This is a genomic window from Halomonas sp. EF61, assembly GCF_040147045.1.
Taxonomy (GTDB): Bacteria; Pseudomonadota; Gammaproteobacteria; order Pseudomonadales; family Halomonadaceae; genus Halomonas; species Halomonas litopenaei.
Map to the genome: position 1 here is coordinate 569579 of NZ_JAMSHM010000003.1, position 22111 is coordinate 591689.

General features: G+C 63.2%; 18 protein-coding genes. 4 read left to right on the top strand and 14 right to left on the bottom strand.

The genetic code is table 11. The annotated features are described in order from the left end of the window. Window positions 1-14 precede the first annotated feature (14 nt). Window positions 15-656, bottom strand: a complete 642-nt coding sequence (pdxH, locus tag NFI08_RS17425) for a pyridoxamine 5'-phosphate oxidase (protein ID WP_108133409.1) — start codon at window positions 654-656, stop codon at window positions 15-17. Window positions 657-920: 264 nt separating this feature from the next. Here pdxH and NFI08_RS17430 point away from each other — a divergent pair, with 264 nt between their 5' ends. Beyond that, complete coding sequence (locus NFI08_RS17430) at window positions 921-1748, top strand: cytochrome b/b6 domain-containing protein (protein ID WP_108449296.1); 828 nt, start codon at window positions 921-923, stop codon at window positions 1746-1748. 12 nt (window positions 1749-1760) lie between these two features. Here the strand turns inward: NFI08_RS17430 and NFI08_RS17435 are convergent, their stop codons facing one another. The 5 genes from NFI08_RS17435 to NFI08_RS17455 form a co-directional block, all read right to left on the bottom strand. After that, entirely contained in the window at window positions 1761-2249 is a 489-nt protein-coding gene (locus NFI08_RS17435; RefSeq protein ID WP_045992202.1) for a c-type cytochrome, read from the bottom strand. 131 nt (window positions 2250-2380) lie between these two features. Continuing rightward, window positions 2381-2785: a DUF2069 domain-containing protein gene (locus NFI08_RS17440; RefSeq protein ID WP_045992201.1), complete on the bottom strand. Its 405-nt coding sequence runs from the start codon at window positions 2783-2785 to the stop codon at window positions 2381-2383. Then, window positions 2782-3402: an NAD(P)H:quinone oxidoreductase gene (wrbA, locus tag NFI08_RS17445; protein ID WP_045992200.1), complete on the bottom strand. Its 621-nt coding sequence runs from the start codon at window positions 3400-3402 to the stop codon at window positions 2782-2784. Before wrbA ends, NFI08_RS17440 begins: the two co-directional genes overlap by 4 nt. Window positions 3403-3473: 71 nt before the next feature. After that, window positions 3474-3824, bottom strand: a complete 351-nt coding sequence (locus tag NFI08_RS17450; RefSeq protein WP_108133412.1) for an arsenate reductase family protein — start codon at window positions 3822-3824, stop codon at window positions 3474-3476. Window positions 3825-3905: 81 nt separating this feature from the next. Continuing rightward, window positions 3906-4337 (bottom strand): gamma-glutamylcyclotransferase family protein, encoded by a 432-nt coding sequence (locus NFI08_RS17455; protein WP_045992198.1) that lies wholly within the window; start codon window positions 4335-4337, stop codon window positions 3906-3908. 169 nt (window positions 4338-4506) lie between these two features. On the opposite strand from NFI08_RS17455, the gene smrA reads away from it, so the two are divergent. After that, the gene (gene smrA, locus NFI08_RS17460) at window positions 4507-5124 is read left to right on the top strand and encodes a DNA endonuclease SmrA (RefSeq protein WP_349591025.1); all 618 of its coding nucleotides are present in this window, start codon (window positions 4507-4509) and stop codon (window positions 5122-5124) included. A 245-nt stretch (window positions 5125-5369) separates the two neighbouring features. Beyond that, the gene (locus tag NFI08_RS17465) at window positions 5370-5816 is read left to right on the top strand and encodes a hypothetical protein (protein ID WP_349591027.1); all 447 of its coding nucleotides are present in this window, start codon (window positions 5370-5372) and stop codon (window positions 5814-5816) included. A 58-nt stretch (window positions 5817-5874) separates the two neighbouring features. Here the strand turns inward: NFI08_RS17465 and NFI08_RS17470 are convergent, their stop codons facing one another. From NFI08_RS17470 to metH, 5 genes are all read right to left on the bottom strand, one after another. Further along, the gene (locus NFI08_RS17470) at window positions 5875-6864 is read right to left on the bottom strand and encodes an AraC family transcriptional regulator (RefSeq protein ID WP_306168754.1); all 990 of its coding nucleotides are present in this window, start codon (window positions 6862-6864) and stop codon (window positions 5875-5877) included. Between the two features lie 404 nt (window positions 6865-7268). Beyond that, window positions 7269-7811 (bottom strand): DUF934 domain-containing protein, encoded by a 543-nt coding sequence (locus tag NFI08_RS17475; RefSeq protein ID WP_124804746.1) that lies wholly within the window; start codon window positions 7809-7811, stop codon window positions 7269-7271. After that, on the bottom strand, window positions 7804-9456 hold the full coding sequence (locus NFI08_RS17480; RefSeq protein WP_124804745.1) for a nitrite/sulfite reductase: 1653 nt from the start codon (window positions 9454-9456) through the stop codon (window positions 7804-7806). Before NFI08_RS17480 ends, NFI08_RS17475 begins: the two co-directional genes overlap by 8 nt. A gap of 140 nt (window positions 9457-9596) precedes the next feature. Beyond that, window positions 9597-11012 carry an MATE family efflux transporter gene (locus tag NFI08_RS17485; protein ID WP_185696458.1) on the bottom strand — a complete coding sequence of 472 codons (1416 nt, stop codon included), beginning with the start codon at window positions 11010-11012 and terminating at the stop codon, window positions 9597-9599. Beyond that, a complete protein-coding gene (metH, locus tag NFI08_RS17490) occupies window positions 11012-14713 on the bottom strand; it encodes a methionine synthase (RefSeq protein ID WP_349591032.1) in 3702 nt (1233 codons plus the stop codon). The genes NFI08_RS17485 and metH overlap by 1 nt, the downstream gene beginning before the upstream one ends. A 320-nt stretch (window positions 14714-15033) precedes the next feature. Between metH and nfuA the strand changes: the two genes are divergently transcribed. Beyond that, on the top strand, window positions 15034-15624 hold the full coding sequence (gene nfuA, locus NFI08_RS17495; RefSeq protein ID WP_045992189.1) for a Fe-S biogenesis protein NfuA: 591 nt from the start codon (window positions 15034-15036) through the stop codon (window positions 15622-15624). Between the two features lie 643 nt (window positions 15625-16267). Here nfuA and NFI08_RS17500 read toward each other — a convergent pair. From NFI08_RS17500 to NFI08_RS17510, 3 genes are all read right to left on the bottom strand, one after another. Then, window positions 16268-16495 carry a hypothetical protein gene (locus tag NFI08_RS17500; RefSeq protein WP_124804743.1) on the bottom strand — a complete coding sequence of 76 codons (228 nt, stop codon included), beginning with the start codon at window positions 16493-16495 and terminating at the stop codon, window positions 16268-16270. 398 nt (window positions 16496-16893) lie between these two features. Then, the gene (locus NFI08_RS17505; RefSeq protein ID WP_349591036.1) at window positions 16894-17256 is read right to left on the bottom strand and encodes a hypothetical protein; all 363 of its coding nucleotides are present in this window, start codon (window positions 17254-17256) and stop codon (window positions 16894-16896) included. Further along, window positions 17234-22054 carry a polymorphic toxin type 17 domain-containing protein gene (locus NFI08_RS17510; RefSeq protein WP_349591039.1) on the bottom strand — a complete coding sequence of 1607 codons (4821 nt, stop codon included), beginning with the start codon at window positions 22052-22054 and terminating at the stop codon, window positions 17234-17236. Before NFI08_RS17510 ends, NFI08_RS17505 begins: the two co-directional genes overlap by 23 nt. Window positions 22055-22111 lie beyond the last annotated feature (57 nt).

Below are 22111 nucleotides of genomic sequence, written 5' to 3' on the forward strand. Positions count from 1 at the left end.
GTCGGATGATTCGTTCAGGGTGCCAGCCGCACCACTTCCCAGTGGCCATCGCGGCGGCCGTAGCGAACCCGGTCATGCAGGCGACTGGGCTGTCCTTGCCAGAACTCGATCATTTCGGGGACGACGCGGTAGCCGCCCCAGTGCACCGGGCGCGGGATATCCTGGCCTTCGTAGGCCTTCTCGAAGCGCCGCTGGCGCTGCTCGATCCAGTCGCGATCGGGGATGACCACGCTCTGGGTGGCGATCCAGGCCCCGAGCTGACTGCCGCGGGGACGGCTTGCAAAATACTCGTCCGACTCCTGCTCGGCGACCTGCTCGGTGCGTCCCTCGATGCGCACCTGGCGCGCCAGCTTGGGCCACCAGAAGGTCAGGGCCGCATGGGGGACGTTGGCCAGTTCGCTACCCTTGTGGCTGTGATAGTTGGTGTAGAAGACCATCCCGTTTTGATCGAACCCCTTGAGCAGCACCACCCGCGCGTGGGGCAGGCCCTGGCTGTCCACGGTCGACAGGGTCATGGCATTGGCATCCTGGGGATCGGTATCCAGGGCCAGGGCGAACCACTCATCGAACATGGTGAAGGGATCCTTGGGTACCTGGCCTTCGTCCAGGCTGCCGCCTTCATAGTCACGTCGAATGTCCGCAATATCACGGGTCATCGGTATCTCCGGTGGAATCAGACAAAAAAAGGACGGCCACTAGGGGTACCGTCGTCCAATTGATAAATCATCGCACCTTGTGTCCGAGATGTCGCCCCGCGTCGCCGGGAACACCACCGTCATCGTCGCGAGTCATGATGAATGTCAGCTGCTACAGCTTTAGCAAGTACCGCTTTGGCAAGGCGCCACCACAGGGAGTGGCTATCTTGAGTATATCGTCACTGGCGCCAGGCGTGGTGCCTTTATCAGCGAGGGGGAGCGACCATGCCATCTGTCGAGTCAACGTCAGCCGCCGAGCACCGGCCGTCAGGGCGTAGCCGGCGTGTCTGGAGCCTGGCCATCCGGCTATTCCACTGGGGACTGGTGGCCTGCGTTGTACTCTCATTCCTGACCATGAAGGTGGAGACCGACCTGTTCGACTTTCCGCAGAACGTGCACGCCAGGGCTGGGCTGATAGCGCTTGGGCTTTTGCTGTTTCGCTGGGGGTGGGCACTGGTCGGCGATTACCACGCGCGCATCGGCTCCTGGCTGCGATCTCCCTCGGTAACGCTGTCCTATGCCAGAGACCTGATGAAGCGACGTGCCGATATCTTTGCCGGTCACAATCCGCTGGGGGGCTGGGCGGTGCTGGCGATGCTGACGAGCCTGACGATTCAGGCGCTGACGGGGCTCTTTGTCACCGATGACATCTTCTTCGAGGCGCCGCTGCATACCCTGGTGCCAGCAGCAGTCAGCGACACGGCTCTGTGGATTCATCACCTCAACGCGAATGTGCTGCTGGCGCTGATCGTGCTTCACCTGGGGGCTCTGCTAGCCCATCGCTGCCTCGGCGAGCGACTGGTAGGCGTCATGTTCAGCGGCCGAAAGACGCTGCCGCGGGGTGCGCACTGGGCCGAGACGGACACAGAGACCCACCAACAACCAGAGCAACAGTCAGATCAAGAGCTAGATCGGGCGTCAGATCAGCAGCAGGGGCGACGTGGAAGCAGCGGCAAAGGGGTAGAGCCTGGCCGCTCGGCCCTGATGGTACGAGCGGCGCTGCTGGCCCTGTTCAGTACGGGGTGTGTGATGTGGCTGTGGGGGCGCTTGTGAAGCGGCGAAGGGTCACTCGGCGCGGAAGTTGTCGTGACACCCCTTGCAGGTATTGCCGACGGTGGCTACCTGCTTGAACAGCGCATCCTGGTCACCACCATCGGCCATCTCGGCGAGTTTTGCGGTTTCCTCGATCAGGGTGTGGTAGCGCTGGTCGAAGTCTTCGTAGTCATCGGCGATGTCCGCCAGGGCATCGGTCTCGACGCCATGGTCGTCTCCCTGCAGTGAGCCCTTGACGAAACCTTCCCAGGGTAGCGGCGCCACGGCGGCGAGGCGACGCGCCTTCTCGAGAAACAGTTCGGCGTCGAAGTCGCGCTTGCCCTGGGCCATCGCGCCCAGCGGGCCGATCTGCCAGGCCATCACGCCCAGCGCGTCCTGACGGTATTCGATGGCGTCTTCGATCTCGACGCTGGCATCGGGGAGTTCCTCGGCGAGTGCACAAGCGCTGGCCAACGTTAGTCCAAGTCCGGTCACGAGGGCATGCAACGGGGTCACGGTCATTGTCCTTACTCCTTGCCTGGCGACATGGGCCGGGCGTTGTCGAGGATGGCGTCGCGAATGCAACGACATCCTCAAGATAGCAAGGAGAGCGGCTGCCGCCAGAAGGGCATGACGGTCGGCCTGAACAAGAGCTATGAATTGCCCTGGTGCTGTCGCATCTGACGAGAGCGAAAGCGTGCGTAGCCCATGCAGCCGGTAAACAGCACCAGCGCCACCAGTGCCTCAGCGACGCCACGCAGACCTAGTCCCGGCAAGGTGGCGATCATCACCCCCTGGGCGAAGTAGAGCAGACTGACGAAGGCCAGCCAGGCATGGCCCCGTGGACGGCGGGTCAGGATGGATGGCAGAAACAGCACAAGAGGCAGCACGAAGGCGATCATCGGACCGAAACGATTGCCGTCGGCTTCCACCGCGATACCGCGGTACACCATCATTGCCAGCAGCAGGCCAAAGCCGACCAGCACCAGCTGGCGCGACTGTCGGGTCAGGCGGTCAAGCCCGCGCCGCTGTTCTACCCCCTCAAGCCAGGCTCTCATGAGGCCCCCTTGCGGGCGTCAGCCAGAGCGAGCGTCAGCCGCGCCAGGCGCGCGCCCTGGGCGAAGGCCAGCTCACGCTCGTGTTCGTCCAGCGGGCGATCGCTGCGAACGCCAGCCAGGTGGCTGACGCCGTAGGGGGTGCCTCCGCCCTGGGTGCGGGTCAGGGCCGTCTCGCTGTAGGGCAGCCCGGCGTAGACCATGCCATGGTGGAGCAGCGGCATCAGCATCGTTACCAGCGTCGTCTCCTGGCCGCCGTGCAGGCTCGAGGTGGAGGTGAAGGCGGTGGCGGGCTTGTCGATCAGCGCTCCTGACAGCCACAGCTCGCTGGTGCCGTCGAGAAAGTGCTTGAGAGGAGCCGCCATGTTGCCGAAGCGTGTGGGGCTGCCGAGCGCCAGGCCACTGGCGTTGCGAAGATCGTCGAGGTCAGCGTAGATAGCGCCTTCGGCGGGAATTTCCGGGTCCACCGCTTCACAGGTCGGTGACACCGGAGCCACGGTACGCAGGCGAGCATCGACGCCGGCGACAGACTCGACACCGGCGGCGATGCGCTCGGCCAGCGCCCGGGTGGCGCCCTGGCGGGAGTAGTAGAGGACCAGAACGTAGGGCAGATCCGACATGCACTTTCCTTATGGCAAGAGCCTATGGGTTGACGAAAGCCCGAGGCAACGGGCGAAGAGGCTGGCTGGCCTCAACTCTCCAGCAGTGACGTGATGGCCTCGGGCGGGCGGCCGATTACCGCTCGCTCGCCGTTGTCGAGAATCGGGCGCTGGAGGATTCGAGGATGGGCCAGGATGGCAGCCACCACCTGGGATTCATCCTCACGGTCGGCGCCCAGACTCTTCCATTCGGTCTCGTTGGCGCGCACCAGGTCGCTGAGCTTGCCGTCCAGCCGGGCGATCAGGCCACGCAATTCCTCACCGTCCAGGGGATCGTCGAGGTAGCGGCGGACCTGGACCTCGGCGCCGGCCTGCTCCAGCAGGGCAAGGGCTTCGCGGGACTTCGAACAGCGAGGATTATGCAATAGCGTGAGTGCGGCCATGACAGCTCCGGTCGAGTGGGAATCGGCAGCTATTGTAGATCGCCGGCGCGACCGGCCACAACGACGCGCCGCCAAGGCAGGTCATTGCTCGAGAAGGCGATAGGCCCAGACCTCATCGCCGCGAGCGAGGGTTAGCCTGACGCGTTCATAGCGCACGCCCAGACGCTCGTAGCGGTCCAGTTCGGCCAGGGTCTCGCTATCCACCGCCAGTAGCTGTCCGGCCACCTGGTCATCACGATCGACCTCCAGGTCGAGCCCCTCTCGGCGATACCCCGGGAGCAGTGCGGGCGTCGACTCGAGTCTTTCTCCGGTCACCAGCCAGCGCACCCAGGGGGAGCGCAGGGTGCCGTAGACAAAGACTCGGTGGGGGCCGTCAGCGGACTGCTCCATGGCGGCCGGAGACGTATAGCCATAAGGGCTCTGGTAGGTGTACCAGAACCAGCCGTAAAGGCCGATGATCAGTGCGCCAACAAGACAGAGCAGGCGGGCAAGCCAGAGCGTCAGGGTGTTCATGGGGGACCAATGACAAATGAGCGGTGTGTGCAGGAAATCGAAAGGCGGCGTGTCTCGCTTGACTAGCCTCTCACCAGGCGGCCGGCTTGTCGAACCGAGGTTTCCCTCTATCGGCGGCGGTCCCGGCCTTGCTAGGATAAAGATTCCCGCCAAGACGAGGAGGTGCCCCATGAGCGAATTTCTCCGCGCCGAGTCTTTTGATGGTGCCCATGATGATGTGGACTTCAAGGCCATGATGGGGGACGTCCAACCACTGCGCCAGGCCAACAATCGTGCCGATGCCGGCCATCGCCGAGGCGCGCCAACCGAATCACAGCTGGCCAGGCGTCGTCATGCCCTGAGTGGAGACGACGGGCTTGACGGTCTCAGTGACGACTTCGTCGACCTGGTGCCTCCCTTCGATCCGCTGGAATACCGCCGCGATGGCATTCAGACCGGGGTGGTCGAGCGCCTGCGGCAGGGCGGCTATCCGGTGCAGGCCAGTCTTCACCTGCTGCGGCGCCCGTTGCATGAATGCCGGGGGAGTCTGCCCCAGTTCATCCGCGACGCCTACGCGGCCGATCTGCGCTCGGTATTGATCGTCCATGGACGCAGCCGCGAGATCGATGGCGCCGCCAATGTGCTGCGCTCCTGTCTGGCCAAGTGGCTACCCGCCCTCGACGAGGTCCAGGCGTTCGTGTCTGCTCAGGAGGCTGACGGTGGACTCGGCGCCACCTGGGTGATGCTCAGAAAGAGCGAGCGTGCCCGCGCGGCGAACCGTGAACGCCAGCAGAAGCGTCGCGGATAGACCTGGCGAAGCCTGTTGCGGCTTCCCGGCGGCTTTCCTGCATCGATCCTCTTGTTACTTCCTTTCCACCCGGCGCCATCCTGCAGATGGCGCCGTATCGCTTGCGTGGCCTCGCCAAGGACGCCATCGAGACAATCGGCATCAAGTTGGAACAGTCTGCACTGGCTGCCGCGACTAGGGTTCCTATAGCGCGATAGTGGCAAGCAATGCGCTGGCAGGGTCACGGCAAGGTGGGGAGCGACTTGATGAGTCATCCACTGCCGGCGCAGTGGCCTTACGACGTCATTCAGTTGGCAGGGGGCTACATGATCATCGCGGAACTTCACGACCACTGGCAGTGGTTCAAGCATCACTCGATACCTACCTTGGGGCACCGCTACTGGCACTGTGATGAGCTGATGCCATTGCTGCGCCGGCTGGACCGGGCGACCCGGCGGGTTCAGGACTTCGGCCCGGTATTCACCGACCATGACCAGCAAAAGCTGGATCGTCTGCGTGATCGGGCCATGGCACTTGTCGAGCAGGCGAGTGAAACGGCGACAAGGTGTCAGCAGCGACTGGCGCTGGGCGACCAGGGGAGCTCTCGACCGCTTGACGAGCAGGAGCGGGCCTTGCTGCTGTCTTTCTACATGCTTCACGTCATCGAGCCTCTGGAGGATGCCCGGGCCCATCTGCTCGAAGAGCTTGGCTAGTCGACCTCTGGCATCGGGTGGGGGTGACGCCAGACACGGCCATTGATGTCGCCAGACATCAGAGCAGCAACTGACGCTCGCACCACTCTCGGTGCCAGTCCTGGGGGCTGGCACCGTATTGACGCTTGAAGGCACGGGTGAAGCTGGCCGCGTTAAGGTAGCCACAGTGGTACGAAAGCTGATCGATGCTGGGCGGATGGCGGGTCTTGAGTCTGGCCCTTGCCTGTTCCAGCCGGGTGCGCCTGAGCGTCTCGGCCACGCTCTCTGGGTGGTCGCTAAAGGCGCGGTAGAGCCCGGCACGGGAGCAGCCCAAGGCGTGAGCGATGCTGTCGACGTTCAACCGAGGCTCACCGGCGTGCAGTTCGATATAACGACAGGCGGCATTCATCAGGCTTTCGCGCTGGGTCGCCTCCCACTCGAGCGACAGCGGCCCTTTCAACTGCGCCAGCGCTACCAGGCTCATGTCGCGAGCGGTATCCAGTGCGCAGGCCAAGTCCTCGCCGGCGAGGGCCTCTTGCTCCTTGATGACGCCAAGCAGATGGGTCGTGAGCAACCGGGTCATGGCGTTGTCGGGAAGGCTGAAGGGGCTCGACTCGGCCCGCGTCAGCGCATCAGGCGCCCTGGCCTTGACCTGGGGTCGGGGAATCATCAGGTACAGCATCGAGTGCTGCATGGCGAGGCTGGACAGGGGCTGGAGGCTATCCAGCACCACCAGACCACTCTGGCTGGTGACACGATGTCGCTGGCCGTCGGCTTGCTGTAGGCGTGCTTCCCCCGCGAGCGTCAGGCTGACCAGCACAAAGTCGCCATTGTCCTGGGCGAAGTGGGCGCTGGTGTCATCGTTGGTGCACCAGCCAAGGACCGTGCCCTCGGTGCTTGAAGCGTTGATCAGGTTGGCACGATAGTCGCCGGCATGGCGGCCCTGGGGAAGGTCGAGCGCTATGGAGGGATGAAGACTGCGCCAGTAGTCAAAGCGTAACTCTGGTGCAACCACCATCGTCGAGTGACGCTGAAAGGCCGCCAGGGGGGATGGCGCTTCGCTGGACATAAGGAGCCTGAACAAGGTCTGGGGTGCGTGATCATCATCTGTTGCGCGTTCGAGCAGCGCTTGTTCAGCATAGATCACTACGCCAACTGGTTCGGCGGCCAGTGGCGAGCTACCTCCAATGCCTGAGAAAAAGATGAGATTGGCTCGTCTTTCAGGATCTATGGCTTACATATTGTGCATGAATAAGCATGGATGGGCATGAACGGGTATAAAGCGCGGCACATCGATATCCCATCTGCTGGTGCCCCTTCCACCAGACACGACAATGCCGCGATTCCTGCTGGCGCCAGCCTGTCACCACTGGGGCGATGGCGCCGGAGATCGCGGCATTGTTGATGGTGATGCTTCCTGCTTGCCTGGCAGGAGGTCGGTCGAACCAGGCAAGCTGTCCAACCCGGATAGGGTCAGGCGACGGCAGTTTCCCGCTGGCGTTCACGCGCCTCGCGCTGACGGCGCAGGAACATCGGCTCCGGGTTGTCGACGGACACCTGGTAGTGGCGCGAGAACACCGTGAGCGAAGCCAGGGCGTCTTCCACGACCTGGTCTTCGCGCAGCGAAAAGGCGTCGAAGCCACAGCGCGCCATATAGGACAACTGGTCGATCAGCACGTCGCCCACGGCACGGATCTCGCCCTTGAAACCGTGACGCTCCCTGAGTACCCGGGCCAGCGAATAGCCGCGGCCGTCGGTAAATTTGGGAAAGTCGATGGCGACCAGCGGCGCGTCTCTGAGTGCGGCGACGGTGTCCTCATCGAGCTGGGTGTCGCTGGGCAGCCAGGGCGCCAGGTCGTCGCGACGCTCGGCGGCCAGCCAGACGTCCAGGCGGACGATGGTCATGGGCTTGACGGGGTTTGCACCCTCGTCATCGACGTCAGACTGGAGCACCCAGGCGTCTTCCACCAGGCGGCGTTCCTTGATAAGCGGGCGTTGCGGCGTCTGCTCAGGCATAAACGTGCTCCTTGAAGGGTTTCAGACCGATGCGGCGATAGGTGTCGATGAAGGTTTCGTCGGCTTCGCGGGCGCCAACATACACCTGCAGCACCTTGTCGATGACCTCCGGCACATCTTCGCGGAAGAAGGAGGGGCCGAGGATCTTGCCCAGCGAGGATTCGTTGCCCTGACTGCCGCCGAGGGATATCTGGTAATACTCCTCGCCTTTCTTGTCCACGCCGAGAATGCCGATGTGGCCGACGTGGTGATGACCGCAGGCGTTCATGCAGCCGGAAATGTTGAGATCCAGCGGGCCAAGGTCGTAGAGGAAGTCGAGGCTGTCGAAGCGCTCCTGGATCGCCTGGGCCACCGGAATGGACTTGGCGTTGGCCAGGGCGCAGTAGTCGCCGCCAGGGCAGCAGATAAGGTCCGCCAGGGTGCCCACGGTGGGGTTGGCCAGGCGCAGCTCCTCGAGCTTGTGCCACAGTTCCTCGATGCGGTCGACGGCCACGTCGGACAGCACCAGATTCTGCTCGTGGGTCACCCGCAGCTCGCCGAAGCTGTATTCATCGGCCAGGTCGGCGATCTGGGCCATCTGCTCGGAGGTGACGTCACCCGGCGAGTGACCACTGCGCTTGAGTGACAGGGTGACGGCCTTGTAGCCCGGCACCTTGTGGTCGGTGACGTTGTTGGTGACGAAGCGGGCGAAGGCCCGGTTGTCCCGACGCAACGCCTCGAAGGCCTCGATGGCGGCGTCATCCACCTTGCGACGGGGCGGATCGACGAAGTGCGCCGCCATGTCGTCGATGGCCTGCTGATTGAGGGTCTGGGCGCCGTCCTTGAGGTGGGCCCATTCTTCCTCGACGCGCCGACGCATCTCGTCGATGCCGAGTGCCTTGGTCAGGATCTTGATGCGCGCCTTGAACTTGTTGTCGCGGCGACCGAACTGGTTGTAGACCCGCAGCACTGCCTCGAGGTAGGTCAGCAGGTGCTGCCAGGGCAGGTCCTCGCAGATGGTCTCGCCGATCATCGGAGTACGGCCGAGACCGCCACCGACCAGCACCTTCACGCGGACGTCGCCGGCGTCGTTGCGCCACAGACGCAGACCGATGTCGTGGACCTGAATGGCGGCACGATCCTCGGCGGCGCCGGTCACGGCGATCTTGAACTTGCGCGGCAGGTAGTAGAACTCCGGGTGGAAGGTCGACCACTGACGAATCAGCTCACACCAGGGACGCGGATCCACTTCTTCATCGGCGGCGATGCCGGCGAACTGGTCGGTGGTGGTGTTGCGGATATCGTTGCCGCTGGTCTGGATCGAGTGCATCTGCACGCTGGCGAGCTGTGCGAGCATTTCGGGCACGTCCTCGAGCTTCGGCCAGTTCAACTGAAGATTGGTACGGGTGGTGAAGTGGCCGTAGCCGCGGTCATAGCGGGCGGCCAGCTCACCGAGCTTGCGCAGCTGGTAGGAGGCCAGCATGCCATAGGGGATGGCGATGCGAAGCATGGGCGCGTAACGCTGTACGTACAGACCGTTCTGCACCCGGATCGGGAGGAATTCTTCCTCGCTGATCTTGCCTTCGAGGTAGCGACGCATCTGGTCGCGGAAATGTGCGACGCGTTCGTCGACCAGGGTCTGATCATGGTTGTCGTAGCGATACATTCAGCGCGTTCCTGCAGCCAGGGAATGACGGGACGTTGCGGGTTACTCTACCTGCACGCCATTATGCTATAAAAGAATAAATAGTCATAGTTTGGGTGCAAAAGGTAATTAAAAGGTGTTGATAGGCGTCGTGCGGGGCGCTACACCTTCAGACTCTGCCAGCGGCGGCGTTGCCAGATCACCGCAAAGCACAGCGAGTTGAGCGCGCGGTAGCCTAGCTGACACCACCAGATGCCGGCCAGGCCGAAGCCTTCATGCACGCCGAACCACCAGGCCAGCGGCAGGAAGACCAGCCACTGACCGGTCAAGGTCAGCTGCATCACCGTACGGTTGGCGCCGGCGCCGAGCAATGTCTGGGTGAACACCAGGGCGGCGGCGTCGAGCACGATCATCAGCGCGGTCAGGCGCAGCGGATCGACGCCCAGGGCGATCAGTTCGGGGTTATGCAGAAACAGGCCCAGCACGGCTTCCGGCATCAACGCCATGGGCAGGGACAGGGCAGCGAGCAGCAACCAGGCCATGTGCACCACCTCCCAGCCCCAGCGGTGGGCCCTTTCCGGCGACTCGCGCCCCAGCGCCTCGCCGACCAGGCTCATCGCTGCCATGCCGAGGCCCACGCCGGGCAGAATCAGCAACAGCGATAAGTTAACCAGCACATGGCCCACCGCCACGCTGGCGGTGTCGACCTGGCCGAGGATCCAGAACAGCACGGCGTAGCCGGCGGCGAACCAAAGCTGCTGAAAGGAGTGCGGCGTGGCCAGCTTCAGGGTGGTGGCCATGGTGCTGCCGCCGAGTCGCCAAGGCGAATGACACGGCCTGTGACGAGTGCCGCGATGGCCAGGCGTATGGCTCAACCAGGCCCAGATGGCGACACCGGCAAACAGCGACAGGCTGCTGCCGAGCCCGGCACCGCTGACGCCCATGGCGGGCAGGCCCCAGTAGCCGAAGATCAGGCCGATGCTGGCCAGCAGGTTGACCAGATGCATTACCAGCATGATCCGCAGGTACAGGCCGGTCTGCTGGATGCCGTTCCAGTAGCCTCGGTAGCAGAAGATCATCGCCACCGGCAGCAGCGCGATCAGACGCCAGCGAAAGTAGTCCACCGCCATCGACGTCACCAGCGGATCGTCGTTGAGCCAGGCCATGATCGGACCGGCCTGCCACAGACACAGAACCATCAACGGCAGGCCGATCATGACGGCCAGGGTAAGTCCCGCCGCCAGCGGCTCCCCGCGTGGATCGTGGCGCAGCTCAACGCCAAGCTCGGCGGCCGCCGAGGCAACGGGCGTCTGATGGCGTTCGCCATGGCGCCGCGCTACCTGGGCCTGAACCCCCGACGACAGCCCGAACAGGCAGGCGGTGACCATGAACATGGCGTAGCCGCCGATGCCGGCGGCGGCCAGCTCGGTCTCGCCGAGCCGGCCCACCAGGGCGGCATCGACCAGGTTCATCAGGCTCTGGCTCAACATGCCGGCCATGATCGGCAGCGCCAGGCGCAGGATCAGACGCCAGCGCGTCAGGTCGGGCAGCAGGGCCTGTTGTTGCAGGGAACGCATCAGGCGTCGTAGGACAGTACCGGCGACAGCCAGCGTTCCATGACGTCCAGCTCCATGCCCTTGCGACTGGCCAGGGCCTCGACCTGATCCCGGGTAATCTTGCCGGTGGCAAAGTACTTCGACTGCGGGTGGGAGAAGTACCAGCCGGACACCGCCGCCGCCGGCCACATGGCAAAGCTCTCGGTCAGTTCGAGTCCGGTGCTGGCCTCGGCGTCGAGCATGCGGAACAGCGTCGCCTTCTCGGTGTGGTCAGGGCAGGCGGGGTAGCCGGGGGCAGGGCGGATGCCCTGGTACTTCTCGGCAATCAACGCCTCATTGTCGAGCTGTTCCTCGGGTACGTAGGCCCAGAACTCCTTGCGCACCCGTTCATGGATCAGTTCGGCGAAGGCCTCGGCCAGGCGATCGGCCAGCGCCTGCACCATGATGGCGTTGTAGTCGTCGCCCTTGGCCTTGTAGGCCGCAGACAGCTCCTCGACGCCGTGACCGGCGGTGACCGCGAAGCCCCCGATCCAGTCCGGCTTGCCGCTGTCCTTCGGGGCGATGAAGTCGGCCAGGCTGTAGCAAACTCCCTCTCGGTTCTTGGTGGTCTGCTGGCGAATATGGTGCAGACGCTCGATCACCTCGCCGCGGGTCTCGTCTGAATAGACTTCGATGACGTCGTCATCGACGCTGTTGGCGGGCCACAGGCCGATGACCCCGCGCGCCTGAATCAGGCGCTCATCGATCAACTTGCGCAGCATCACCTGGGCCTCGTCGAACAGTTGGCGTGCGGCTTCGCCGACCACCTTGTCGTCGAGGATCTTCGGATACTTGCCGACCAGCTCCCAGCTCATGAAGAAGGGCGTCCAGTCGATACGATCGACCAGTTCGTTGAGGTCGTAGTCCTCGAACACCTTGAGACCGGTAAAGGTCGGCGCCGGCGGGGTATACCCCTGCCAGTCCAGCGCCGGCTTGCGCGCCCGGGCATCGGCGTAGGACAGGTCGGCGGCCTTGGGGCGGCGCTTGGCGTTGCGCTCGCGGACCTTGACGTACTCGTCTCGAATCTCGTTGACGTAGGCCTCTTTCAGCCCCGGTGACAGCAGCTTGCCGGCCACGCCCACGGCACGTGAGGCGTCGGTCACATAGATCACCGGCTGTTCGTACTGGGGTTCGATCTTGACCGCGGTATGCGCCTTGGAGGTGGTGGCGCCGCCGATCAGCAGCGGCAGCTCGAAGCCCTGGCGCTGCATCTCCTTGGCCACGTGGACCATCTCGTCAAGCGAGGGGGTGATCAGTCCCGACAGGCCGATGATGTCGGCGTTCTCTTCCCGGGCGGTCTTGAGGATCTTGTCGGCGGGCACCATCACGCCGAGGTCGATCACCTCGTAGTTGTTGCACTGGAGCACCACGCCGACGATGTTCTTGCCGATGTCGTGGACGTCGCCCTTGACCGTGGCCATGACGATCTTGCCCTTGGCCTGGGTGTCTTCGCTCTTTTCCGCCTCGATGTAGGGGATCAGGTAGGCCACCGCCTGCTTCATCACCCGCGCCGACTTGACCACCTGGGGCAGGAACATCTTGCCGGCACCGAACAGGTCGCCGACTACGTTCATGCCATCCATCAGCGGCCCCTCGATCACCTCGATGGGGCGAGTCGCGCGCTGGCGGGCCAGTTCGGTGTCATCCTCGATGTAGGCGGTGATGCCCTTGACCAGAGCATGCTCGATGCGCTTCTCGACCTCCCAGCTACGCCACTCGAGGTCCTCCTTCTTCTCACCGCCGGAGCCGTCGCCCTTGTACTTGTCGGCGATATCGAGCAGCCGCTCGGTGCTGTCATCACGGCGATTGAGAACCACATCCTCGACGGCTTCGCGCAGCTCTTCCGGCAGGTCGTCATAGACCGCCAGCTGGCCGGCGTTGACGATGCCCATGGTGAGCCCTGCGCGAATCGCGTGGTAGAGAAATACCGAGTGGATCGCCTCGCGCACCGGATTGTTGCCGCGAAACGAGAAGGACACGTTGGAAACGCCGCCCGACACCATGGCGTGGGGCAGGTGTTCGCGAATCCAGCGGGTGGCCTCGATGAAGTCCACCGCGTAGTTGTTGTGCTCGTCGATGCCGGTGGCGATGGCAAAGATGTTGGGGTCGAAGATGATGTCTTCGGCGGGGAAGCCGATATCGTCCACCAGCACCCGGTAGGCGCGCTGGCAGATTTCGGTCTTGCGCGCGAAGGTGTCCGCCTGGCCGGACTCGTCGAAGGCCATCACCACCACGGCGGCGCCATGACGGCGGCACTCGGTAGCCTGGTGGCGGAAGGCCTCTTCACCTTCCTTGAGCGAGATCGAGTTGACCACCGCCTTGCCCTGGATGCACTTGAGGCCGGCCTCGATGATCTCCCACTTGGAGGAGTCGACCATGATCGGCACCCGCGCGATGTCCGGCTCACCGGCGATCAGATTGAGAAAGCGCACCATGGCTTCCTGGGACTCGAGCATCCCCTCGTCCATGTTGATGTCGATCACCTGGGCGCCGTTCTCGACCTGCTCGAGCGCCACCTCCAGGGCGGTGGTGTAGTCCTCTTCCTTGATCAGTCGCTTGAAGCGAGCAGAGCCTGTGACGTTGGTACGTTCCCCGACGTTGACGAACAGCGAATCGTGCTCGATGTTGAATGGCTCCAGGCCAGACAGACGGCAGGCTCTGCTGCGGTCTGGAATCTGGCGCGGGGGCAGGTCCTTGATCGCGCGGTGGATGGCGGCGATATGCTCGGGGGTGGAGCCACAGCAGCCACCGATGATGTTGACCAGGCCACTGCGCGCGAACTCGGCGACGATCTCGGCCATCTCCTCGGGGGTCTGGTCGTACTCGCCAAACTCGTTGGGCAGACCCGCGTTGGGGTGAGCCGAGACGAAGGTGTCGGCCTTGGTCGACAGCTCCTCGACGTAGGGGCGCAGCTCCTCTGCGCCGAGGGCACAGTTGAGGCCCACGGTCAGCGGCTGGGCGTGGCGCACCGAATTCCAGAAGGCCTCGGTGGTCTGGCCCGACAGGGTGCGCCCGGAGGCGTCGGTAATGGTGCCGGAGATCATTACCGGCAGGCGCTCGCCGGTCTCGTCGAAGATCTCTTCGAGGGCGTAGATCGCCGCCTTGGCGTTCAGGGTGTCGAAGATGGTCTCGATCATGATCAGATCGGAGCCGCCTTCGATCAGTGCCAGGGCTGCCTCGCGGTAGTTGTCACGCAGGGCATCGAAGGTCACGTTGCGCTTGGCCGGGTCATTGACGTCCGGCGACAGCGAGGCGGTGCGCGAGGTAGGGCCAAGCACCCCGGCCACGTAGCGGGGCACCCCGGTCTCTTCGCCGACGTCGTCGCACACCTGGCGGGCCAGCCGAGCGGCTTCGCGATTGAGCTCCGGGACCAGCTCCTCCATGCCGTAGTCCGACTGGGACAGGCGAGTCGAGTTGAAGGTATTGGTCTCGAGGATGTCGGCACCCGCCAGCAGATAGTCGCGATGGATGCGCGCCACCAGATCCGGGCAGGTCAGGGCCAGCAGATCGTTGTTGCCCTTGAGGTCCGACGGCCAGTCCTTGAAGCGCTCGCCGCGGAAGTCTTCCTCGCTCAAGGCCGCATTCTGCAACATCGTGCCCATGCCGCCATCCAGCATCAGAATGCGGTCTTTCAGGCTATCGATGAGGCGGGCTGTCTGAGGGGTCGGTGCTGCTACGGCCATGGGCGGGTGTGTCTCCAGCTAGACGCTTGTCAGGTCGACGAACGATAAAATTTTTATGGGCCAGCGCTTGTGTCCACGCGGCAGGACCCCCATGTGCATGCCGGAATACACGGCGATGTCTCGGGAGTCGGTCGAAGGGGCCATATGGTACCAAAGCACCGGGCCTGGCGGCAGGGGCAGTGCGCCTGCGAAGGCGGAAACCAAAATCCGAGTAAAATACTCGGGATTGAGTCTGACGCAGGTGTCGCTTACCATGGTCCTGACCAAACCCGCGGGGCCACAGCGCCCGCTGTCAGGCGGGGCGAACTAGCGAGAGACCCATGAGCGAGAATATCCAGATCACCGACAGCGCACAGGACTACCTGGCGGAGCTGCTCGAGAAGCAGAACGTCGAAGGTATCGCGGTGCGGATCTTCATCACCCAGCCGGGCACGCCCTACGCCGAGACCTGCCTGGCGTACTGCCGGCCGGGCGAGGAAGAGCCCAGCGACGAGCGCCTGGAGCTTTCCAAGATCGCCGTCTATCTCGACGCCAACAGCATTCCGTTCCTGGAAGAGGCGGTGGTCGACTTCAATGCCGACCGCATGGGCGGCCAGCTGACCATCAAGGCGCCCAACGCCAAGATGCCCAAGGTCAACGCCGACAGCCCGCTCGAGGATCGCATCAACTACATCCTCTACAGCGAGATCAACCCGGGCCTGGCGGCCCACGGTGGCGAGATCAAGCTAATGCAGCTGACGGACGACCAGGTGGCGGTGCTGGCCTTCGGCGGCGGCTGTCAGGGCTGCGCTGCGGTGGACCTGACCCTCAAGGAAGGCGTCGAGAAGACGCTGATGGAGCGCATCCCGGAACTCGCCGGCATCCGCGACGTCACCGACCACACCGATACCACCAACGCCTACTACCGTTGACGTTCAACCGGCCGACTGGCCCACTGAGGCTCCGCCCTCAGGATCAAAGGTGAATCAACAACGCCGCTTCAGAGAGCGGCGTTGTTGTGTTTGGGCAAACCATTAGGGGTAGGGGCGCGCGAGACTGGTTGGGGAGTGACAGGCACCCCCCCTGTCGAGCCGGTGTCTGCGATCAGCCATCCACCGAAGTCATAGCGGAACTGCCGGCGGTCGCTGTTCTGGTTGGTTAGCGCCGAGAGCCGCAGCAGGCGGTCGCACTGGTAGGCTTGAATATAAATAATAAGAGCTGGTCCATGGGGGCACGGCGCTCGATGAGCTGGTCCTTGCATGCGCGGCAGGGTGTCATCGCCCGCGGCGGGTGCATGGGTGTAGTGACAGGCCTCGATCAGCCAGTGTTCGGGGTCGTACTGCTAGTGCCAGGTCTCACCACTGGGGGCGATGCGTCGGGTCAGGTTGCTGCTGGCGTCATAGTGGTTGTGGGTGCCGGCGTAGCGCTTGAGCAGGTTACCCATGGCCGGCGACAGGCTAGCCGGTGCGCCAGGATGATATCGGGTGCGATGATAGCGGGTGCGTTGGCCGGTGGAGACATCATGATGTCACAGATGCTCTCTGTGATACAATTCACATCCAACTTCGCAGATCCCTAACTTTCTGGCAACTCGGATAGTAGGTCACAGAATTCCTGCTCGCTTAACTCAAACTCTTCGCCCATATCCATTGCCATCAATGTGAGAAGTATGTTCTCTGTTTTTGAGGATATATAAATATCACTTTGTTGGTGTATGATAAATGCAGCTCTAGATATAGCATGTGCATCGTATTTTCCAGGGCATACTTTTTTGAGCTCCTTCGCAATGTGGGAATCACTCATTTCTGCTCCAGTTCTTAAGTTCGTAGCCGGTCGGGGGGGGGAGTGTTGGGAGCTTTGGGAGTCTAACGTCTTCCCATTAATGCTCTTCGGGTGTACCCGAATTACTGATCCAGACTGATCAAGACCTTCCATCCATTGCCTCACCGAACCAGAATTTTGATTATACTCTGTTACAAAAAATGCCCCTTAGTCGGACCCTCTGTACGCGCAGGAACTTCTTGAGTGTAGTAGCGTACTCTTCCATCAGGGAGAGTGCGAGTTGTAGCGGCATTTTGCTGTGCTTTTTGTAGTCCTGATAGCTTAGCTCTTAAAGCTGCCTGAGCATTCACATTTGCACAATACCCACTCAACCCCAGCGGATCCACCCATCCTGTCGGATTCGGAGCGTACATGTAAAATCATAAATCTATGTACTCTAAGCTGGCCCATTTTATATTTGGCATGGGAAATGGCTTTCCCTTTGTTTGGTATAGAATCAAGCTATCTCCAGCTTTCTTCCACCTCCCGCCTAAAATTTTGGATATTTCTTGGGGTGTGTTTTTCGATATAATTGGACTGCCGATTTCTATCGAGAATTCATAATATTCTGGAATCTTCCAATACCTTTTTAGTCGACACAACTCTATTTCTTCATACGCCTCTAGTTTCTGGAGTAGAATATCACCTGCTGCACGCGCTTGCTCCACATCTGCAGCCTCAGTAAAAACATGAAGATTGACTATTCCTTTCAAAACTGGATCACCTGTGAGTAATTTTTCCATCAAGCGAAACATTAGCGTGTGTTCCGTCTCTTGTCGTCCATCCTATCTGCTCGCGACCAGTTCTTGATAACTGGACATCCCATTCAAAGGGCTCTCCGGCTGTTCGAGAAGGGCCTTTAGTCCACTCGTTCCCAAATCGATCAAGAGAGCCTCGGTTGGGGCCCCTTGGAATTGGAGTTGAACCATCCCAACTCTCTGGAGGTACATATCGAATTCTTCCTGAGGTTGGCAACTGAGCATCTTTGATCCTAGCCGTTTTTGTCCTCGGTCTACTGCCGCGAGATTCCTCACAACACCGACTCAGCCCCAGCGGATCCACCCATCCTGTCGGATTGGGGGCGTACATGTACAGGTTTTCGCCGCCGGCCAGGCCTATCGGGTCCTGGGTGGTGAAGCGTCCCGTCTCTGGATCATAGTACCGATGGCGGTTGTAGTGCAGCCCGGTTTCTTCATCCAGGTACTGACCCTGGAAGCGCAGCGGATTGTCGGTGGTGCTGGGATTGCCGTGGCCGTCACTGGCCTGGATGAGCTTGCCCCAGGCGCGGTAGTGGCCGACCCAGGCGAGCTTGCCGTTGGACTTGCCGTCGCATTCTGCCAGCTCCATCGGGGTGCCGAGGTGGTCGGTGTGGATGCTGTAGAGGGTCGGCTCGGTTGGCTGGTGTTCGGTATAGAGCACCGCCCCGGTGCCGCTGCGGGTGTGGACGGCCTCGAAGCGGTTCTCGAGCTTGGCGGCGGGCACGAAGCTGTCGGGTTCGAACAGGTAGATCACCCGCCGTTCGGGGGTGAGGCCGGGGTACTCGAGCCGATGGCAACGTTGGGCGATGGGCAGCGAGTGAGGCCGCTCGGGATTCTCGCGGGCCAGTTCCAGGCGTTCGGGGTGAAACAGCGGCGGCAGGCCTCCGACAAAACGCTCTTCGCTTTGCAGCAGGTCACCGTCCCAGTTGAACACCGTCAGCTCACTGGGCTGGCCCTGGCGGTTCACCTCTTTCCACACCCGTCGGCCGAGGCCGTCGTAGGCGTAGCGGGCGCGCATGCGCGGCAGGGTGTCATCGCCCGCGGCGGGGGCATGGGGGTAGTGGCAGGCCTCGATCAGCCGGTGTTCGGGGTCGTACTGGTAGTGCCAGGCCTCACCGCCGGGGGCGATGCGTCGGGTCAGGTTGCCGCTGGCGTCGTAGTGGTAGTGGGTGCCGGCGTAGCGCTTGAGCAGGTTGCCCATGGCCGGCGACAGGCTGGCCGGTGCGCCTGGGTAATCGAGGCGAATGCGCTCCTCGGATCCGTGGTCGAGGTGATCGCGGGGGCGCTCGCGTCGCCAGCGGGTGGCGTCGGAGGTTGTACCTTCGTTTCCTTTTTCGCCTTTTGCTTGTGGTGGCACGGGATCGACCAGATTGCCGGCCGGGTCGAAGGCGAACACTTCCTCGAGGCCGGGGGCGCTTGCCTGGCGCAGCCGGCCCAGTGGGTCGTAGCCGTAGCGGGTGGTGCCACGCAGGTTGTCGTCCACCTGGCTGAGCAGGCCGTTGGCGCTGTAGTGCCACTGGCGTCTGACGGTGGGGTGTCGGGGGCGGTCCTCGACGGATGCTTCGAGGGTGCGGATGTGCTGCTCGATCAGGCGTCCCAGCGGGTCGAAGCGTGATTCGACCTCGCGGCTGCCCTGGTGACGGCGTACCTCGCGATGCAGGTCGTCGCGCTCGAAGGCCATCAGCTCGCGCTGGTCCAGGGTCATGGCGTGGACATGGCCGGAGCCATAGCGCAGCCAGGCCAGGGTCTGACCGTCGGGTAGGGTGGTGGTCTCGCGGTTGCCCAGGGCGTCGTGGGTGTGGCGGGTGACGCTGGAGTAGTCACCGCCGTTGGGCAGCTGATGACGCTGCACCTCGGCGATCAGGTTGTCGGCGGTGTCGAAGTGAAAGCGCGTCTCGCTGTGGCGGCTGGCGGCGCGGGTCAGGCGTCCCAGCGGGTCGTAGCCGTAGCGGGTGGTCAGCGCGGGCTGGCCCGGTCGCTGGCTCTCGCGCTCCAGCACCCGGCCCATGGCGTCGCGGGTGAAGGTGGTGACCAGCTCGCCTTCGCGGCGCTCGATCAGGGCGCCGCCATCGTCGTAGCGGTAGTGGCGGGTGCGCCCGTCGAAGCCGGTGTCCTCGATCAATCGTCCACCGCCGTCATAGCGGAACTGCCAGCGGTCGCCGTTCTGGTTGGTCAGCGCCGAGAGCCGAAGCAGGCGGTCGTAGTGGTAGGCGAAACGCTGGCCCATGGGGTCGCGGCGCTCGATCGGCTGGCCCTTGCCATTGTAGCGATAGCGGGTGCGCTGCCCGGTGGGATCGAGATACTGAGTCAGCCGGCCTTCGCTGTCGTGGGAGAAGTGCTCGATGGCGCCGTCGGGGTGCTCGACGCTCAACAGCAGGCCGGTGGCGTCACGGGTGTAATAGGTGCGATGCCCGGCGGCGTCACGGCGCTCGATCAGCCAGCCGCGGTGGTCGTAGCGAAACTGGGTGGTCTTGCGTGAACAGTCGCTGGCACTGGTCAGCTGACCCTGGTCGTTCCAGCGGTACTGATAGGTGTTGCCGGCGGCGTCGGTCATCGCCGTGAGCAGGCCGCGCGCGTTGTGACGGAAGGTGGTGACACGCCCGCTCGGGGCGATTTCCTGCAGCGGCAGGCCGCGTTCATCGAAGCGTAGCGAGCGTTCGCGTCCGTCAGGTTCGGTGACGTTTATCGGCAGGCCCTGGTCGTCGTAGTCGATGCGGGTGCTCAGGCCCTGGGGGTCGACCGTCTCGATCAGCCGGCCCTGGTCGTCATAGCGATAGTGGGTGGTGCGTCCTTCGCCGTCGATATGGCGGATCAGCCGGCCGTGCTCGTCCCAGCGCCAGTGCTCGCTGCCCAGCGCCGGGTGGAAGGGGTGAGTGATCGACTCGATCTGGTTGTGATAGTTGTAGCGGTAGAAGGTCACCACGCCGTCGGCGTCGGTGACGCGGGTGTACCACAGGCCGCGATGGTACTCGAAGCGGGTGTCTTCGCTGCCGTCTTCCAGGCGGTTGCGTACGCAGCGCGCATCGTGAGCGGCGGGCAGGGCGCCCTCGGCCTTGCCCGGCCAGTCCCACTCGAGCTCCACCGCCAGGCCACTGCGGTGGGTGTAGCGGGTGACCAGATGGTGCTGGTACTGGTACTCGCGGGTGTAGCCGCGCATATCACGACTTTCGATCAGATCACCGTCGGCGCTGTGCTGGTAGCGGACCAGCACCTCGGGCTCGTGCGCCTCGGCGGCTTCGTCATTGTGTTTGGTGACGTCCGCCCCGGGATAGTGGCGCACCACCTTGGCCAGCAGCCCCGCGCTGCTGTAGTGAAAGCGCAGCAGCAGGGCGGCGCCGTCGGTCAGCCGGTCCAGTCGGCCCTGGCGATAGCTCAGGTGCAGGGCGCGGCCGTCGCGCTCGCGCTGCTCGACCAGGCGGAAATGGACGCGCTCGCCCGGCCCGGACTTGCCGATGCGGCGGTAGAGCTCCTGACTGCCGTCGAGGTAGTGAAGCCGGTAGTGCTCGCTGTCGGGGTGTTCCAAGGTCACGCTTTCACGCGGCAGGAAGCGGCTGCCGCCCACCTCGAGGGGGGCGATGGGCAGGGCGCGGTTCAGGCTGTCGATAAAGGTCAACTGCTCGCCCAGGGCCTCGAAGCGGGTATGGAACGGGCTGCTCCAGCGGGCGCCAAGCTCGCTGTCATCGAGTTCGTCGATGCTGGAGCGGTAGTAGCGGGTCCATTCGACGTCGATCAACCCCGGTACGCTGAAGTCGGTGTGCCACAGGTTCTCGTCACCCATCACATAGTCCACAGGGTTGGGACTGGTGGGGGTGGGGCGATGCAGCGAGCACACGCAGCCGGCCGGAGTGGCGCTTGGCTCGGCTTCGTGGCGGGTGGTCTGGCGGTTTTCCGCCGACAGGTAGTGGACCGTACGTTGCCCGGTGACGGCGGTGCCCTGGTGATTGACGTCCCCACGTTGCGACGACCGGCGGCGAGTCGCCTGGGCCAGGTCGCGTATCATCGGCAACAGGCGCTCGAACCCGGCGTTGACCATGGACCTGGCCATCCCGCCGAGCTGGCCGAGGAAGGCGATGAGGCGCTGACGGTCGTCACCAAAGGCCTCGAGCAGGCGGTCAAAGGCAATGAATACGACACGCTTGCCTTTCTCGAGAAGGTTCCACCACTCGGGGTTCTCGTCGATCAGTTTGAGCTGTGTGGCGGCATCGACCGGGTTGTTGATGAACTCGGCGAGTTTGCCGACGATGGTGTCAATTTCGCGCAACAGCTTCGGTTTCTGTTCCTCGAGCTTGGATTCGAGTTCTGCCAGAAAATCCATCGCCGCACCGCTGGCCTGGTTGACCAGAATCTGAGCGACGATGTCGACGCCTTCACCGCGGGCAAACGCCTGTATGCCTTCGCGGATCCCCGCACGTGCAGGTCGGGAGGCGTTGCCAAAGGCGGGCACCAGACCGATGGCGTCGATCACCAGCACCGCCCAGAGCCAGACGTTCTGGTAGTTCGGCGTGCCGTCTGCGTCGTTGCCATCGAGGTCAACCACGTCGCGAGCGACGTCGCCGATGGCCATGACGTTACCGACCACCGGCAGCATGTAGGCGGCCTGGACGACCACGTCGAGTACCGTGACGGAATCTTCCTCCACGTCCATCATGATCACGGCTTCCGGGGTCTCGCCTTCGCTGTAGGGCTCGGCGGTGATCACCCGGCGATGGTTGAGTGCCTCTTTCAGAGGGTCCTGGTCCAAACCTGGAATGACGTGGTTGCCCCAGCTTGTTCTCGCGGCCATGCTAAGTTTCCTTCCTTATGTCCCCACAAGAGGGCGCCATCCCTGATGCATTCAGTG

Coding starts and splice junctions, on each gene's coding strand:
- pdxH (WP_108133409.1), bottom strand. CDS start 656: ATGACCCGTGATATTGCGGACATTCGACGTGACTATGAAGGCGGCAGC.
- NFI08_RS17430 (WP_108449296.1), top strand. CDS start 921: ATGCCATCTGTCGAGTCAACGTCAGCCGCCGAGCACCGGCCGTCAGGG.
- NFI08_RS17435 (WP_045992202.1), bottom strand. CDS start 2,249: ATGACCGTGACCCCGTTGCATGCCCTCGTGACCGGACTTGGACTAACG.
- NFI08_RS17440 (WP_045992201.1), bottom strand. CDS start 2,785: ATGAGAGCCTGGCTTGAGGGGGTAGAACAGCGGCGCGGGCTTGACCGC.
- wrbA (WP_045992200.1), bottom strand. CDS start 3,402: ATGTCGGATCTGCCCTACGTTCTGGTCCTCTACTACTCCCGCCAGGGC.
- NFI08_RS17450 (WP_108133412.1), bottom strand. CDS start 3,824: ATGGCCGCACTCACGCTATTGCATAATCCTCGCTGTTCGAAGTCCCGC.
- NFI08_RS17455 (WP_045992198.1), bottom strand. CDS start 4,337: ATGAACACCCTGACGCTCTGGCTTGCCCGCCTGCTCTGTCTTGTTGGC.
- smrA (WP_349591025.1), top strand. CDS start 4,507: ATGAGCGAATTTCTCCGCGCCGAGTCTTTTGATGGTGCCCATGATGAT.
- NFI08_RS17465 (WP_349591027.1), top strand. CDS start 5,370: ATGAGTCATCCACTGCCGGCGCAGTGGCCTTACGACGTCATTCAGTTG.
- NFI08_RS17470 (WP_306168754.1), bottom strand. CDS start 6,864: ATGTCCAGCGAAGCGCCATCCCCCCTGGCGGCCTTTCAGCGTCACTCG.
- NFI08_RS17475 (WP_124804746.1), bottom strand. CDS start 7,811: ATGCCTGAGCAGACGCCGCAACGCCCGCTTATCAAGGAACGCCGCCTG.
- NFI08_RS17480 (WP_124804745.1), bottom strand. CDS start 9,456: ATGTATCGCTACGACAACCATGATCAGACCCTGGTCGACGAACGCGTC.
- NFI08_RS17485 (WP_185696458.1), bottom strand. CDS start 11,012: ATGCGTTCCCTGCAACAACAGGCCCTGCTGCCCGACCTGACGCGCTGG.
- metH (WP_349591032.1), bottom strand. CDS start 14,713: ATGGCCGTAGCAGCACCGACCCCTCAGACAGCCCGCCTCATCGATAGC.
- nfuA (WP_045992189.1), top strand. CDS start 15,034: ATGAGCGAGAATATCCAGATCACCGACAGCGCACAGGACTACCTGGCG.
- NFI08_RS17500 (WP_124804743.1), bottom strand. CDS start 16,495: ATGAGTGATTCCCACATTGCGAAGGAGCTCAAAAAAGTATGCCCTGGA.
- NFI08_RS17505 (WP_349591036.1), bottom strand. CDS start 17,256: ATGGAAAAATTACTCACAGGTGATCCAGTTTTGAAAGGAATAGTCAAT.
- NFI08_RS17510 (WP_349591039.1), bottom strand. CDS start 22,054: ATGGCCGCGAGAACAAGCTGGGGCAACCACGTCATTCCAGGTTTGGAC.